Source organism: Leptolyngbya sp. CCY15150, from assembly GCF_016888135.1.
Lineage (GTDB): Bacteria > Cyanobacteriota > Cyanobacteriia > RECH01 > RECH01 > RECH01.
In genome coordinates this window covers 192,226-207,318 of record NZ_JACSWB010000157.1, presented here as the reverse complement: position 1 = coordinate 207,318, position 15,093 = coordinate 192,226, and the positions used below count along the sequence as shown (strand labels likewise).

Genomic DNA, 15,093 nt, shown 5'->3' with positions numbered 1-15,093 from the left:
GCCAACCTCTTCAACGCCAACCTCTTCAACGCCAACCTCACCAGCGCCAACCTCTTCAACGCCAACCTCAGCAGCACCAACCTCAGCGGCGCCGACCTCCGCAGCGCCGACCTCACCAGCGCCTACCTCAGCAGCGCCGACCTCCGCAGCGCCAACCTCAGCAGCGCCGACCTCAGCAGCGCCGACCTCAGCAGCGCCAACCTCAGCAACGCCGACCTCAGCAACGCCAACTTGAATGAAATTCTGTGGAATGGGTCAACCCATTGGGCTGGTGCCCAGGGGCTCCATGCAGCGCTCAACGTGCCCGAATCGTTGGCTCAAACTCCCCGGTTCAAGGCGGCGGTGGTTTTGAGCCAGGGGATGGATGGGGTCAAGCAGGGCCATGTGTTGGCGGCAATTCAGGCTTACCAGGAGGCTCAAACCATCGACACGGGCTTAGAAATTGATGCCTGGGTTTGGAATTTACTCTGCCAGTTTGGGAGTTTGCATGGCCAGTCAGCAGCCGTGGTATTTGCAGGTGATAAAGCTGTCGCTTTGGGTGACTGGGTGGGATTTCGAGAAACCCGTGGAATTGCCAGAGCCTTAACCGATGATTTAGCCGGAGCTTCAGAAGATTTTCAGGCAGTTGTGACAGCAATTGAAGCCGAAGAGTACTACCGAGGTGAGAAAGCGAAGCAACGACAGGAATGGGCGAAAGCGTTGCAAATGGGACAAAATCCATTCACGCCAGAGGTATTGGAGGCGTTGAGGAAGAAGGAGGGACTTGGAAACGATGGGGCAGCGAGTGAGGCAGTCGAGGAGAACGGATGAAGCGGAGGGGTTTGGGTTTTGAGGGTTTAATGGGGCGATTCTCTGCGAGACGGCAACGCCGATTCTCTGCGAGACGGCAATGCCGAGCGCACGCGTTCAAACCAAGTTACGTCAAAGAATGGGGGGATAAGGCAGTGGGGTAATGGGATAATTGAGACAAACCGGGAAGCTGCGTATGAACATTAGGGCACAGTTGCAGGAAAAACGAGAAGTAATTTTGGCAACAGCGGCAACCTATGGCGCTTACAACGTTCGCATCTTTGGCTCCGTGGCGCGGGGCGAGGCCGACTCAGACAGCGATGTAGATTTCCTTGTGGAACTGGAGGCAGAACGCAGCTTATTTGACCTCGGCGGTTTGCTGATGGACTTACAAGCGCTACTGGATTGTCCGGTGGATGTTGTCACCGAGAAAGGACTGCGACCCAGAATCCGCGATCGCGTCCTGAGCGAGGCGATTCTCCTATGAGAGACGATCGCGAAAAATTGCAAGATATCTTGGAGGCGATAGAACGAATCGATCGCTATGCTGTGCAAGGCAGACAAGCCTTTGAGCAAAATGAACTGATTCAAACCTGGTTCACTCAAAACCTGCAAGTGATTGGTGAGGCTTCCCGTTCGCTTTCTTCAGCCACCAGAGACGAGCACCCAGAAATACCTTGGTCAAACATGATTGGAATGCGAAACATTTTGACTCACAACTACTTTGAGATTGACCTCGATATTGTTTGGTTAGCTGTAGAGCAAGAATTACCGAACTTGAAGACAGCGATCGCGGCTATTTTGCGATCGTTATAGGCAGAAAGCAAGGAAATCAACTCTGGAGGTAGCTTGAAGGCTGCGTTGAAGCCGCCTCATAGGCAATTCGCCTGAACACTCAATGGGTGCTTTATATCAAAGCTTTCGGAACTACTGCATTAGGCAGCAAGTGAACTTTCTGTATACCTCAGCCCAGAAACGAAGCCAGCTAATTGTTGATGCTGAACTTCCCCCTCTGATCGGCATAACACCCCCCACAAGGATGAGACGAATCGATCGCTCCCTGGAACCCCATTTTTTGGCAATAAAAAACCCCAAACCCTTGTGTTGCAAGGGCGGGGGTTTAAATCAGGGTGCATCTACCACTTCAATCTTCCAGGGATAGAGCATCGATCCGGACAGTTGTATAAAAATGTCCTCGGCGGCAAGAACATACACCCTAGAATTTCCCCTCTAGGGCCGGCACGCAGCGTTCACAAAGGAGCGGATGCTCGGCAGATTCACCCACGTGGGTTGAGTAGTTCCAGCAGCGATCGCACTTCTCTCCCTCCGCATCCGTAACGCCAATGCCTAGCGCATCCGACTGACTGCTGTATTTCAAGCCCGTGAGCGCTGCGGGGGAGTCTAAGATCTCCACCTGGGAGGTGAGGAATAGATAGCGCAGTTCATCCACCCCATTGCCGTCTAGGCTCGTGGGATTGAGTGCCGCCATCGCTTGCTGCAGATCAGTATCGGCGACGTAGAGCAACAGCTTAGCTTCCAGGGAAGAGCCGATCGCCTTGTCCGATCGCGCTGTTTCTAGAACCCGGTTCACCTCGTCACGAATGCGGCGCAGTTCCACCCAGGTCTTGGCTAGCTCGGGCTGCTGCCACTGCGGATCGAGCTGCACCCACCCGGCGGCAAAGACCGATGGGTGGGCGGTGGGATAGGGCAAAAACTGCCAGATGTCTTCAGCCATGTGGGACAACACCGGAGCGATCGCTTTCGCCAGATTTTCCAGAGCGATCGCCAAGACGGTTTGGCAACTGCGACGGCGTAGGGCCTGGTCGGAGCTGATGTATAGCCGATCCTTAGCGCTGTCGAGGTAGAAGTTGGATAGATCCACCACGCAGAAGTTTTGCACCGTCTGGAAGAATCGGAAAAACTGGAAGCTCTCGAAGGCATCGGTGACGTCGGTAAAGACTTCGCTAATGCGATGCAGCATGTAGCGATCCAGGTCGGGGAGCTGGTCGTAGGCAACGGCGTCCTTGGCTGGGTCAAAGTCGTGCAGGTTGCCGAGCAAAAATCGCGATGTATTGCGAATCTTGCGGTAAACATCCGCCATTTGCTTGAGGATGGTTTTCCCAATGGGCACATCGGAGGAATAGTCCACAGACGACACCCATAGGCGCAGAACGTCGGCACCGTAGGGCGGATCCTGCTTTTGGTTTTTGCCGCCGTTGATCACGATGGCTGGATCGATGATATTGCCCAGGGATTTACTCATCTTCCGTCCCTGTTCATCCAGGGCAAAGCCGTGGGTAAGAACGGTTTTGTAGGGCGCATGACCATGGGTCGCCACGCTGGTTAATAGGCTCGACTGGAACCAGCCGCGATGCTGATCCGATCCTTCTAGGTACATGTCCACCGGGTAGCTGAGCCCTTCCCGCTGCATAGCCACAGCGGCCCAGGAGGAACCGGAGTCGAACCAGACGTCCATGGTGTCCATGCCCTGGCGATACTGGTCGGCTTGGGCGCGGTAGGCTTCTGGCAGCAAGTCGGCTACGTCCCATTCCCACCACACATCGGATCCATGCTTAGCAAACAGCGCCTGCACATGGGCGATGGTGTCTGCATTCAGCAACACCTCACCGGTTTCGATGTGGTAGAAGACGGGAATCGGCACGCCCCAGGTACGCTGGCGAGAAATACACCAGTCGCTGCGATCGCTGACCATGGGGGTGATGCGGTTTTCGCCTTGGGCAGGAATCCAGCGCACATCTTTAATGGCGGCCAGCGCCTCATCCCGGAACCCTTCCACGGAGGCAAACCACTGTTCTGTGGCTCGGAAAATCGTCGGCTTTTTGGTGCGCCAGTCGTAGGGATATTTATGGACGTAGGCTTCTTCTTTCAGCAGCGACTTGGCGTCCATCAAAGCCTTGATCACCGCTTCATTGGCATCCTTGAGCACATTCAAGCCCTCAAAGGGGCCTGCCTCTGCGGTGAAGATGCCGCCTTCATCCACGGGGCAAAGCACGTCTAGACCGTAGCGCTGACCCACGTTAAAGTCATCGACCCCATGCCCCGGCGCGGTATGCACCAATCCCGTCCCCGATTCCGTGGTCACATAGTCGCCACCGATGACAATCGGGCTATCGCGATCGAACAGGGGATGGTGATAGGTGGAAAACTCCAGCGCCTTACCGGGAAGTTCCGCTTTCACCGTCAACGTTGCGCCCAGCAGTTGTCCCAGCCGCTCCACCAAGTCCTTGGCGACGAGAAGATACGGGAAAGCGATCGCTCCCCCGTCTACTTCCACCACCGCGTAGGTCAGCTCTGGGTTCACCGCCACAGCTAGGTTAGAGGGAATCGTCCAAGGCGTCGTTGTCCAGATGGCCACACCTAGCTTTTCAATATAGGGGGCGATCGCCTGGGCCGAGTCTGCCGCCGACACCATAGGGAACGCCGCATAGATACTGCGAGAGGTATGCCCTTCAGGGTATTCCAGTTCCGCCTCCGCCAGCGCCGTCCGCGAACTAGGACTCCAATGCACCGACTTCAGCCCTCGGTAAATATAGCCCTTGAGCACCATCTGCCCAAAGACGCCAATTTGCGCCGCTTCGTATTCAGGCAAAAGGGTGAGGTAGGGCTGATCCCAGTCACCCCAAACGCCATAGCGCTTAAAGCTTTCCCGCTGTTGATCCACCTGTGCCAAAGCCCAAGTCTTGGCCTTGCGCCGCAGCTCAATGGGAGTGAGCGATCGCCGTTCCTCCGGCTTCATCTCCTGGAGCACCTTCAGCTCAATGGGCAAGCCGTGACAGTCCCAGCCGGGAATGTAGCGAGCTTTGCGGCCATTCAGCAGTTGATACTTATTAATAATGTCCTTCAGGATTTTGTTGAGCGCGTGCCCCATGTGCAACGTGCCGTTGGCGTAGGGCGGCCCATCGTGCAGGGTGAAGGGTTCCCCCGGATTTTGCTCAGCCAGGGTGCGATAGGTGTTATGGTCTGCCCAAAACTGTTGGAGTTCTGGTTCACGCTGGGTCGCGTTCGCCCGCATACTGAACTCGGTCTTAGGAAGATTGACGGTGTCTTTATAGCTGCCGGGTGCTGTCACGATCGCTGCAGGAGATTGGGTTTGCTAAGTCACTCACAGGCTCTAGGTGATCCGTTCCCCGAGCCCTAGCGTCTGACTATGGGCATCAGGGTGGGCCTGCGAGCCATTCCATCCAGTGTACAGGTTGTATCGCCCTATTATCCTGCACAAGTTCCTCAGGCTTCAAGGTCAATCCTAGCGTTTTCGCCTAGGGGATAGAGCTGGTGAGCTGCCCCATCATGTCCCCCCATCCTCCAGCCCCTTTTCCCAGAAGGGGACGAAAGGGAGCCAGCAAGGTGCAGGTGCTTTCAAAGCCCCTCTACCGACCTGGGAGAGGGGTTTGGGGTGAGGGTCTTTTTGTCTAATCAACCAGGGGATAGAGTCAGTTGCCAAAGCGTCCGGGTGATGGTGCCAAAGCTCTGACAGACTTCTACACTGAACATAGCTGATACAGATAGTCAGTGAACAGGCAGTCATCCTAGTGAAACATCTAGGCAGAGGAGGACAGATGGGCGATCGCAATCCGGTATTACTGCTCCACGGCATTTTTGATAAGCAGCAGATTTTTACAACCATGCGGCAGCAGTTGACTCAGCAGGGCTGGTCAGTTCACGCGTTGGATATGGCTCCGAACTTGGGCACCGCGCCGCTGGAGGATCTGGCCCAGCAGGTGGCCCAGTATGTAGAGGAAGCGATCGCTCCCGATCAACCCTTCGACCTGGTGGGGTTCAGCATGGGCGGCATTGTCGGGCGCTACTACCTGCAGCGCTTGGGTGGCTTGGCCCGCGTCCAGCGTTTCATCACCCTATCAGCTCCCCATCGCGGCACCCTCACGGGCAATGCCTGGCCCACGGTTGGCGGTCAGCAACTGAGCTATAACAGCGACTTTCTGCGATCGCTCAATGCCGATGCCCATCAACTCAAGCAGATCCAATTCACGTCGATCTGGACGCCCTATGACCTGATGATCTTGCCTGCCAACAGTTCCCAGTTGGGCATTGGTTTAGAACAAACCGTCCCCGTGTTGATCCATCGCTGGATGGTTTCTGATCCTCGCTGCATCAACCTCGTAGAAACGGCGCTGTCTTGCCCGATGACCTAGATGGCCGACTAGTGGGGGTAACGATTGGCAAGCATTGCAACGTTGCTCAAAACAGAATGAATCTAGGAGGTTGCTTGAAGATAGGTCTAGCGATCGCCAATTTCTGCCAACTCCGCCGCGCCAAAGATGGCTTCTGGATGGCAATAGTACTTAAACTCCAGCAGGTTCTGAAACGGATCGACCAGGAAAAAGGTGCGATGGTCGAGCAGGGAGCCAGGAAAGCGGCGCTTGGGAGCTTGATAGAAGGTGAGTCCTGCCCGTTGCGATCGCTCTAGCAGCGCTTCCCAATCTGCTTCCGCATCAAACACTAGACCAAAATGGCGAGGATAAATGCCGCGCTGGGGCTGGATCGGCTCCTCGGTGACGTGGGCCACCAGTTGATGTCCCATAAGGTTCAGAATCACCGATTGAGCGGTCTCGCGACCTACTTGACAACCGAGACCCTCGGCATAAAACGTTTTGGTATCGGCCACGTTGGCCACGGGAAAGGCAAGATGAAACCGTGCATGGGCCATGATGTCCTCCGTCTTGTTGAATGAACCTGTTGCGGCGTTCTGTTGCGATATTGGGGCGGGGTGAAGCTTCAGAACCTACAGCGTTCCGCAGGGAAACACCGTTCCCCCTCCATCAACCTTGATTCTACAAACTGCTGCCAAAAAACATCCCCTGACGTTAAAACAACAGGGGCTTTAACCACAGGGGATGCTTCATCTATTCAAGTGTCGGTGGTGCGATCGCCCAGCTTCGGATAGACAGAAGCGATCGCTCCTAAACCTTATTCAACCGTGACTTTCCCAACCATACCAGCACCCCGGTGAGGCGCACAGTAGTAGCTGAACTGACCGGCTTCATCAAAGGTCACCGCGTATTCTTCACCCGGAGAGAACATCAACTGGTCGTGGGAATACTTGGCTCCATCGCCCTCAAACATGACGTTGTGGGGAGGTAGCTTGTTGTTGACCCATTTCACAGTGTCCCCAGCCTTAACGGTGAGGTTTGCGGGTTCAAACGCCAACATTCCATTGTCAGCGCCCATTTTAACGGTGAAGGTTTCTGCAGACGCAGGTGCTGCCATCATCAGGAATGTGGTAGCAACCAACGCGAGGGTGCAAACCATCACGCTCAAACTTCTAGACATCAACGCAATCAATCTCATAGGTATCTCGTATGAAACGCTTTGCATAACTCGACGTGTGGCGTGGGCCCACCGTTGATGCAGTGCATACAACGCTAGGAGTCAGGGGTTACCCCCGTGACGGCCCTGACGTGGGGAAGCGAAACAGGACGTTTTTAGCCGCCATTCGTTGTCCACCCGCAGGGATCCTTTCAACGTCTGTACGTCGCCACGCCGCAGACGTTATGAACTGAATTCTTTTACGATTCTATCCCGTTTTGTAGGGGCAACGTCACATCCCTAAGAATTTATGGAAAATTCCTGCCCCAATTCGGCGGACTACGGGACAGTCGCGATCGCTCAAAACTCGCTCGTACCCCAGCCTGGCGCTTTCTCCGCTGCCCGCAACACAAAGGCCGCCACTGTTTCTGCCTCTGCATCACTCAGCCAGGTAGCAGGCACTTCCCGACACCAAAACGAGACTTCTTGTCCGTCATAAGTCATGGGTTGACGCATAAAGGCAACGATCGCTTGGATATTATCGCGGGAGGGTGTGGCCCCTTTGAGAACATCCAGCGCTAGGGATTCGGTGGGGTTTGGTAGTGTCGCTCCACCGACATGGCAGTTAATGCAGGTGCTGCTAAAAAATTCCTTGCCAGCGGCAAAATCTTCCGCTGAAAAAAGCTGGGTTTCACCCGCCGCATTGGCCGGCAGCGCAACGGGCTCGGCGGCATCAAAGTATCGCCGAATAAACGGATCGACGGATGCGGCTTGGGCAGGAGTGGTCAGGGATAGCCAAAGGGCGATCGCCACGCCTAGCACTAAACAGCGGCGCAGCAAACGGCGGGCAGGGGATAAAACAGTCAACATCATAGCCAGTCAAACCAGGTCACGGCTTCGATCATAACGCTACCTGAAGATGCGAGGCATTCCAGAAACAGCGTTGGTTCATCTATAGGCTGGTCAATGGATCTGGCGACTACCAGTAGGCAAAGACCAGCAGGCGTAGATCCACAAACAAAGCGCTGCCCACCCTCCACATCCAAGCAAGATGCTCCTACTCAGCGGTAGAACGGTCGGCAGCGCTATCAGTCTAGAGATCGGATTTGACGTCTAGGTGCTATACCGAGTCTTGCCAGCACCCCAGCGCTCACCGAGCACCTTCGGCTGAACCAAGATATGACCGGCGATCGCCACTAGATCATCGTCTGTGAGGTTCCGCATTTTGGGGAACACGTCCGCGCTGCTCATAGCTGGGTGTAGCTCAGCGATCGACTCCAGACCATCGTAGGTGGTGGGGTCTTTCATGTAGTCTACAAGCGCTTCCACGTTGGTACGTGGAGGAGTAGCTAGGGCCAACGACGCCGGGCTTAGGTCAACGTTAAAGTTGGTTTTGGTGACGCCCCCAGCATGGCATTGCCCACAGGCATAGTTAAATAGGCGCTTACCCTCAACCACTTGGGATTGATTGAGCACCAGGGTTTCGCCCTTATCGTTTAACGGAATGGTGCGGGTCTCTAGGTCTAACTCTGCTGCATTTGCCACTCCCACAAAGGTCTGGAAGGTTAGGAATGCAGCCATGACCACAAGCCAAATGAGTCTTTTGAACATGGTTCTCCTTGGAAACGTAGCTTGGTGAAATCTCCACATGGGCCCCAACTTAGCGATCGCGTTGGCTCGTTATCCTCGTCTGGCTGGAATATTTGTTATAAGACCGGATGTCAACCTTATCGCCAGAACAGGCTACTTGGCATAGGTGCCCAGTGCTAGGCCAATTCTCCGATATGTTTTGTCTGAAACAAATAAGCCAAAGTACTCATCAAGGTTGGATGGCGTACAAAAATCAGATGAATTGCCCTAGGACGATGGATGTCCACCTTCTTGGGCAATGAGTTCAATAATCGCTTTCACGTCTTCCAAAGCCAGGCGAGTCTGGGGTGTTTTGTAGGAAATCTGCAAGCGATCGCACAACCGAAAAACATTGTCCACCGAGAGGTGGTGGTCTTCCGCTATTTCCACAATCGAGAGATCTGCAAACCCCATAACCGCAGCCTACGATAGACACAAAATTGAGCCATGCTAATTCAATATCATGCCACCGATTGAGCCCTTTCCAAAGCGCCTAGGCTGAAAATCAGCAATTCTCTCCAGGAAAATCTGTGGGGGATGGCACAAAACGTAGCCATACTGTCTGGATTTTTGCAGGGAGGATCCCATAGTTCTCAGCGATCGCCCCTACACACCCTGCCCAACCTTTTGGGTCAACCCAGGACAGACATCCGATAGAATGAACTCTAGATCTTTAGCGTTCTGCTTCCTCGTATGCCCTTAAATCCCGGCGATCTAGCCCCAGACTTTACCCTACAGGATGGCGATGGTAATACCGTTAGCCTCTCGTCTCTCAAGGGTCAGCGGGTGGTGCTCTATTTTTACCCCCGCGACAATACCCCCGGCTGCACCAAAGAAGCCTGCGGTTTCCGCGATCGCTACCCAGATCTGCAGTCCCAACATGTGGTCGTCTTGGGTGTCAGCACCGATGATGCCAAAGCCCATACCAAATTCACCACCAAGTACGACTTACCCTTTCCCCTGCTCTGTGATGGCGATGCGGCGGTGGCTACGGCCTATGAAAGCTATGGGCTGAAGAAATTTATGGGCAAGGAATATATGGGCATCATGCGCCATACGTTTATCATTGGTGCCGATGGCGTCATCGAAAAAATTTATCGCAAGGTTAAACCAGCGGAGCACGCTGATCAAGTCTTAGCCGATTTGGCCGAGCTAGACAGCACCGACCCGATCGCCTAATGCCATTCGTCAACAGGGCAGACGGAATCTGTTCAGGTTCCCATCAGATGCGCTATGACAGACATGGACTGCACACCACTTGTGCTGCTACTCAACAATGCTTAACACGTTATGAATCGGTTGTGGAATCTTTTTCAGTCTGTCCTTGGGCTCATTTTTCATCACCCGATTACGGGTACCAGCATCATCCCAGTGCTGCCCGATGGGCGCATTGTCCTCATCCAGCGGCGGGATAACGGTAAGTGGGCGCTGCCCGGCGGCATGGTGGAATGGGGCGAGACGATTGAATCGACCATCCAGCGAGAATTGGTGGAGGAAACGGGCCTGCAGTTAACGAAGGTGGATCGCCTCGTGGGAGTTTACTCTGCCCCGGATCGCGATCGCCGCTTTCATTCCATCTGCGTAGCGATCGCCGTTCAGGTCACTGGAAAAACGGCGGTGGAAGATACGCTAGAAATCCAAGGTGTGCAAGCCTTTGAGCGATCGGAGTTGCCCATTGGCCACCTCAGCGCCGACAACGATCGCCATCTACAAGATTATTTCGATAACGTGACGACCCTAGCCTAGCGCCGCACCCGTCCCGTAAAGCCAGATGCCTTAAACTGTTCTAGCTGCAAGGGTTCTGCCTGGTTTGCCGCCACCGTAATCCGCAGCTCAAAGGAACTTTCCCCCGGCGGCACCTCATCAATAGAGCCGACCCTAGTGCGGTTTTGCATAACGGGGTTGCCGCTGGCGTCATAAATTCGCCCAAATACATCGGCATTCAGCACCGGTCGCCCGGAGGTGTTCACGGCCGTTCCGGTGATCATGTAGCACTTCGCTTCGCGGCTGGCTCCCCCAGCGGTGACATTGCCATCAACCAACTCTTCTGGACAGGTGGTGTAGGATACGTCCGTCAATTTAACTTCCGTGAGGGCATAGGCTGGAGACGAGATCACCTGACTCATCAGCCAAAAGACGCCTACCAAAATTGCGGTGATGACGGCTCGAAACTTCATGGCTCCACTCCCAATGAGGCGATCGCTACTTGGTATTATTCTCCTCAGCTTATCGTGAATTGCTAACAAAACGCTGACCTCTGGTTCGGTCAAGAGCGATCGCCTTGCTTGTCTTGGGGCCATCAAGGGTGCTATCTGTTCAATACATCCGTCTTTGACTAACCCAAGGGTTTATCTATACTTTGCATTGATGACTCAAGCGGAAATTGACGCACTTTTAAGAACCGCCTTTACCCAATGTGATGAGAAGGGCTGCCCACTCGACGATCGACAGAAGCAGATCCTGGCCCAGGTGGCAGAATCATTCCTCGATCTAGCCGCGATCGCCCCTACAGACAATCCCCTCGATGCTCTCACCGATGACCAGCGGCAAGCTCTCCTGCAGTTTGTGGTAGCTCAGGAAGAACAGGGTATCCGCTGGCGGGCCACGCTGCTGAATGATTGGCTGCGGGGGCAAGATTCCGGGTCGGTGCAGTTCATCCGCGATCAGTATGGCCCCCAATGGCTGAATCAAGTCACCGATGCCCATATCAATCAAGCCCTAAATCGGGATGATGCCTCTCGCCATTTGCATGTGGGCGATCGCATTGAGGTGTCCAACCGCCTATGGGAATGGGTGCAGGAAGGCACGTCCTGTGATGAAACCTGGTTTCCCTGCACGGTGGTGAATCTATCAACTCTGCCCATGGATAGCCCGAGCGCCGAGCCGTCTCTCACCAGCATTGTGCGCTTTGAAAATGGCATGGAGTACGAGATTCAGGGAATGACGGAATGGAATGCTTACAACTGGCGCTGGCCTGAGGGATGAGGAAGCGATCGCCCCATGATTCCACTGAATCTAGTATTCGTAGGTGGGAAGACGCAACAATGGCTAGGCATTTCGACTGCGCTCAATACTCAAGTCCTGACGAGACGAGGGTTGAGCGAAGCCGAAACCCGGTAACGTAGCCTCATTGAATGGAGTCTACCTCGTTACCATCAACTTTTGCGACACTTCTAGCGCTGTCCTCAGCAGATCGAGATAGTCTGAGGAAACTTTGTAAACAATCAAGGAAAAGAGGCATGGCTTGGCAACGTCCCGATGGTCGGGCAGCAGATCAACTGCGTCCGGTGCGCTTTGAGCGACACTTTACCCGCTATGCAGCCGGGTCAGTTTTAGCCCACTGCGGCAATACCCAAGTCCTCTGTAGCGTCACGATTCAGCCCGGTGTGCCCCGCTTTTTGGAAGGATCGGGCCAAGGCTGGCTAACGGCAGAATATCGCATGTTGCCCAGCGCCACACCCCAGCGCTGTACGCGGGAGGTGATGAAGCTTTCGGGGCGTACCCAGGAAATTCAGCGTTTGATTGGCCGCAGTCTGCGCTCTGCCCTGGATATGAAGATTCTCGGGGAGCGGACGCTGATGGTAGATGCGGATGTTCTCCAAGCCGATGCGGGTACGCGCACCACGTCCATTACTGGCGGCTTTGTGGCGCTCACCGATGCCATTCAATCGCTGCTGGACAAGGGAGAGTTGGAGCGATCGCCCATTTGCCGACAGGTAGCCGCGGTTTCCGTGGGGTTGCTGGAGGGAGAACCGTTTTTGGACTTGAACTATCCAGAAGATGTGGCGGCGGATGTGGACTTAAACGTTGTCTTGGATGAGCAGTTGAATATCTTAGAAATCCAGGGCACAGCGGAGGAAAACTGTTTCAACCGTGGTCAACTGAACCAGATGTTGGACTATGCAGAAACGGGTATTCAGGAGCTGCTGATGGCTCAGCAGCATGCCCTGAAATCCTAGGGATGACTGCTGAGCCGGGAAACCGGATGGGATTCTACTGGAAACGCTGGACGATCGCTTGGGCAAACTCCGAGCATTTCAGCGGTGGATTGACCGGTGGGGTCATCATCCGGGCGAGATCATAGGTGACCTCCCGGTTGGCGATCGCTTCCCCAAGTCCCTTCTTGATCAAATCCGCGGCTTCTTGCCAGCCCATGTATTCCAACATCATCACCCCAGAGAGAATCACCGAGCCAGGGTTGATGCGATCGAGACCGGCGTGCTTAGGAGCAGTGCCGTGGGTGGCTTCAAAGACAGCGCAGGTGTCGCCGATGTTGGCACCAGGGCCCATACCCAAACCGCCCACGATCGCTGCTGCCGCATCCGAGAGGTAGTCGCCATTTAGGTTCATCGTCGCCAAGATGGAATATTCATCGGGACGGGTTTGAATCTGCTGGAAGATGCTGTCGGCGATGCGATCGTTCACCATGATCTTCTCCTTCCATTGCCCGTTGCCGTGGGTGTCCCAAATGCCTTCTAAGACGTCTTTGACTTCCCCACAGATGTCTGCCTTTTTCTCCGGCGTTAGGGAATCGTAGCCGGGCTCCACTTGGCGAGCATTGTCTTCGATGCTCAGGTCAGGCTTGGCTTCCTTGTTGCCCAAAATCCACGACTCGCGCTCGGTAACACATTCCGCCCGAAATTCCGTGGTGGCTAGCTCATAGCCCCAGTCACGAAAGGCCCCTTCGGTATATTTCATGATGTTGCCCTTATGCACCAGGGTCACCTGTTGCTTGTCCTTGGGCAACCGCAGGGCATGGCGGATGGCGCGGCGCACGAGGCGCTGGGAGCCGGTTTTACTAATGGGCTTGATGCCAATGCCAGAATCGAGGCGGATTTGCTTCTTGCCGTGCTCCGGCGTGGCAGGAATCAGCTCCTCGTTGAGGAACTTGATGAGGCGATCGCCCACCTCGCTGCCCTGCTTCCATTCAATGCCGAGATAGATATCTTCTGTATTTTCTCGATAGACAATCACATCAAGCTTTTCGGGGCTTTTGTGGGGCGAGGGGGTGCCGGCGTAATACTTGCAGGGACGTACGCAGGCATAGAGGTCGTTGATTTGTCGCAGGGCTACGTTGAGGGAGCGAATACCGCCACCAATGGGAGTCGTCAACGGCCCTTTGATGGCCACGCCGTACTCTTTAATCGCCGTTAGGGTATCTTCGGGGAGATATTGGTAGGTGCCATAGACATCACAGGCTTCATCCCCAGCGTAAACCTTGAACCACTCAATCCGCCGCTGACCGCCGTAGGCTTTGGCAACCGCTGCATCAAACACCAATTGGGACGCGGGCCAGATATCAACCCCCGTGCCGTCACCCCGAATAAAGGGAATAATGGGGTTATCGGGCACAATGGGTTCGCCATCGCGAAAGGTAATGCGATCGCCATTCGTGGGTGGGGTAATCTTATCGTACATATCGGCAACCTTCTTAAAATCTCGACAGTACCAGGGTGGTAGCCATAAGCTACTGAATCTTAGACGGTCGAGGTGAACCGGCACAATCACTGATGGAACATTCGCAAATCTTGGGGGATGATCGAGGTAGTGGCGGTTACGATTTTCGAGTTTCTTAAGCTGCGATCGCCTCGATCAACATCAAGTCAACATCAAGTCCTGCGACAATTCCTAGAAGCGATCGTCCCAATGCCCCCAAAGACCACTAGAATCCTGAGAGTGAGCCGTTGGATGGGTATCACCCTCCACCCCTCGCCAGCCACCTCGGATGCCGTGCTATCTTCATGGCACCTTGGCTGTGCCGATCTGGCTTAGATGGTCTATTCCATACTCCATCTATAAGAATCTATGCTGCTCCTCCGTGATGGATCTAGGTGAGATGTGGATCACCTGACCGCCCAGAGCCACCGGGGTTTGCTGATGTCGTTTTGAATCTTTGTATGCTAACTAGCGTCGATCGCTTACTGTTTGTTCGGGGTGTCTCGATTTTTAATGAATTGCGAGATGACTTCTTGGTGCGTCTCGCATCCATTATGGATGAGCTGTCCTTTCCCGCCCAGCACACCATTTTTACCCAGGGACAGGAGGGGCGATCGCTCTATATTCTGGTATCTGGGCGGGTCAAGGTGCATATTGGCGATCGCGTCTTGGCGGAGTTGGAAAAAGGAGCTTGCTTTGGCGAGATGTCGGTGTTTGATGCTGAACCGCGCTCAGCCTCGATCAGCACCCTCGAACCCTGTGAATGTCTCATGCTCACCCAGCAGCAGCTCTATGAAGCGGTGGAAGAAACGCCGGGAATTGCGGTGAACATTATTCGCCTGCTATCGCGCCGCATTCGGGAGCTCAACCGCAAAAAGCTCAATCCCGAGATCTATAACCGCATTAATGGCACCAGTCCCCCCACCCGCATTCAGTAGCTGGGCTAACCAAGGG

General features: G+C 54.5%; 17 protein-coding genes. 9 read left to right on the top strand and 8 right to left on the bottom strand.

The window, feature by feature from the left end:
* From JUJ53_RS08535 to JUJ53_RS08525, 3 genes are all read left to right on the top strand, one after another.
* Positions 1 to 810, top strand: an 810-nt coding sequence (locus JUJ53_RS08535) for a pentapeptide repeat-containing protein (RefSeq protein WP_204151565.1), incomplete at its 5' end; no start/stop codon positions are given.
* A gap of 175 nt (positions 811 to 985) precedes the next feature.
* The gene (locus JUJ53_RS08530; RefSeq protein WP_204151564.1) at positions 986 to 1,276 is read left to right on the top strand and encodes a nucleotidyltransferase family protein; all 291 of its coding nucleotides are present in this window, start codon (positions 986 to 988) and stop codon (positions 1,274 to 1,276) included.
* Entirely contained in the window at positions 1,273 to 1,605 is a 333-nt protein-coding gene (locus tag JUJ53_RS08525; protein WP_204151563.1) for a DUF86 domain-containing protein, read from the top strand. Before JUJ53_RS08530 ends, JUJ53_RS08525 begins: the two co-directional genes overlap by 4 nt.
* A gap of 400 nt (positions 1,606 to 2,005) precedes the next feature.
* Here the strand turns inward: JUJ53_RS08525 and ileS are convergent, their stop codons facing one another.
* Positions 2,006 to 4,879 (bottom strand): isoleucine--tRNA ligase, encoded by a 2,874-nt coding sequence (gene ileS, locus JUJ53_RS08520; RefSeq protein ID WP_204151562.1) that lies wholly within the window; start codon positions 4,877 to 4,879, stop codon positions 2,006 to 2,008.
* A gap of 487 nt (positions 4,880 to 5,366) precedes the next feature.
* Between ileS and JUJ53_RS08515 the strand changes: the two genes are divergently transcribed.
* Positions 5,367 to 5,960, top strand: coding sequence for a triacylglycerol lipase (locus JUJ53_RS08515; protein WP_204151561.1), 594 nt, complete (start codon positions 5,367 to 5,369; stop codon positions 5,958 to 5,960).
* A gap of 86 nt (positions 5,961 to 6,046) precedes the next feature.
* Here the strand turns inward: JUJ53_RS08515 and JUJ53_RS08510 are convergent, their stop codons facing one another.
* The 5 genes from JUJ53_RS08510 to JUJ53_RS08490 all read right to left on the bottom strand — a co-directional run bounded on the left by JUJ53_RS08510 (position 6,047) and on the right by JUJ53_RS08490 (position 9,117).
* Entirely contained in the window at positions 6,047 to 6,475 is a 429-nt protein-coding gene (locus JUJ53_RS08510) for a VOC family protein (RefSeq protein WP_204151560.1), read from the bottom strand.
* 260 nt (positions 6,476 to 6,735) lie between these two features.
* On the bottom strand, positions 6,736 to 7,116 hold the full coding sequence (gene petE, locus JUJ53_RS08505; protein WP_204151559.1) for a plastocyanin: 381 nt from the start codon (positions 7,114 to 7,116) through the stop codon (positions 6,736 to 6,738).
* A gap of 318 nt (positions 7,117 to 7,434) precedes the next feature.
* The gene (psbV2, locus tag JUJ53_RS08500) at positions 7,435 to 7,944 is read right to left on the bottom strand and encodes a photosystem II cytochrome PsbV2 (protein WP_204151558.1); all 510 of its coding nucleotides are present in this window, start codon (positions 7,942 to 7,944) and stop codon (positions 7,435 to 7,437) included.
* A gap of 243 nt (positions 7,945 to 8,187) precedes the next feature.
* On the bottom strand, positions 8,188 to 8,685 hold the full coding sequence (gene psbV, locus JUJ53_RS08495; protein WP_204151557.1) for a photosystem II cytochrome c-550: 498 nt from the start codon (positions 8,683 to 8,685) through the stop codon (positions 8,188 to 8,190).
* 246 nt (positions 8,686 to 8,931) lie between these two features.
* Positions 8,932 to 9,117, bottom strand: a complete 186-nt coding sequence (locus JUJ53_RS08490; protein WP_204151556.1) for a translation initiation factor IF-2 — start codon at positions 9,115 to 9,117, stop codon at positions 8,932 to 8,934.
* 279 nt (positions 9,118 to 9,396) lie between these two features.
* Here JUJ53_RS08490 and bcp point away from each other — a divergent pair, with 279 nt between their 5' ends.
* Positions 9,397 to 9,882 (top strand): thioredoxin-dependent thiol peroxidase, encoded by a 486-nt coding sequence (gene bcp, locus JUJ53_RS08485; protein ID WP_204151555.1) that lies wholly within the window; start codon positions 9,397 to 9,399, stop codon positions 9,880 to 9,882.
* Between the two features lie 111 nt (positions 9,883 to 9,993).
* A complete protein-coding gene (locus tag JUJ53_RS08480) occupies positions 9,994 to 10,449 on the top strand; it encodes an NUDIX hydrolase (RefSeq protein ID WP_204151554.1) in 456 nt (151 codons plus the stop codon).
* Here the strand turns inward: JUJ53_RS08480 and JUJ53_RS08475 are convergent.
* A complete protein-coding gene (locus JUJ53_RS08475; RefSeq protein WP_343327918.1) occupies positions 10,446 to 11,003 on the bottom strand; it encodes an FxLYD domain-containing protein in 558 nt (185 codons plus the stop codon). The two genes, JUJ53_RS08480 and JUJ53_RS08475, sit on opposite strands and share 4 nt — an antisense overlap.
* 67 nt (positions 11,004 to 11,070) lie before the next feature.
* Here JUJ53_RS08475 and JUJ53_RS08470 point away from each other — a divergent pair, with 67 nt between their 5' ends.
* Both JUJ53_RS08470 and rph read left to right on the top strand, forming a co-directional pair.
* Positions 11,071 to 11,688, top strand: coding sequence for a hypothetical protein (locus JUJ53_RS08470; protein ID WP_204151553.1), 618 nt, complete (start codon positions 11,071 to 11,073; stop codon positions 11,686 to 11,688).
* A 254-nt stretch (positions 11,689 to 11,942) separates the two neighbouring features.
* A complete protein-coding gene (gene rph / locus JUJ53_RS08465) occupies positions 11,943 to 12,662 on the top strand; it encodes a ribonuclease PH (RefSeq protein WP_204151552.1) in 720 nt (239 codons plus the stop codon).
* Between the two features lie 34 nt (positions 12,663 to 12,696).
* On the opposite strand, the gene JUJ53_RS08460 is transcribed toward rph, so the two are convergent.
* On the bottom strand, positions 12,697 to 14,121 hold the full coding sequence (locus JUJ53_RS08460) for an NADP-dependent isocitrate dehydrogenase (protein ID WP_204151551.1): 1,425 nt from the start codon (positions 14,119 to 14,121) through the stop codon (positions 12,697 to 12,699).
* A 479-nt stretch (positions 14,122 to 14,600) separates the two neighbouring features.
* On the opposite strand from JUJ53_RS08460, the gene JUJ53_RS08455 reads away from it, so the two are divergent.
* Entirely contained in the window at positions 14,601 to 15,077 is a 477-nt protein-coding gene (locus JUJ53_RS08455) for a cyclic nucleotide-binding domain-containing protein (RefSeq protein WP_204151550.1), read from the top strand.
* Positions 15,078 to 15,093: the final 16 nt, after the last annotated feature.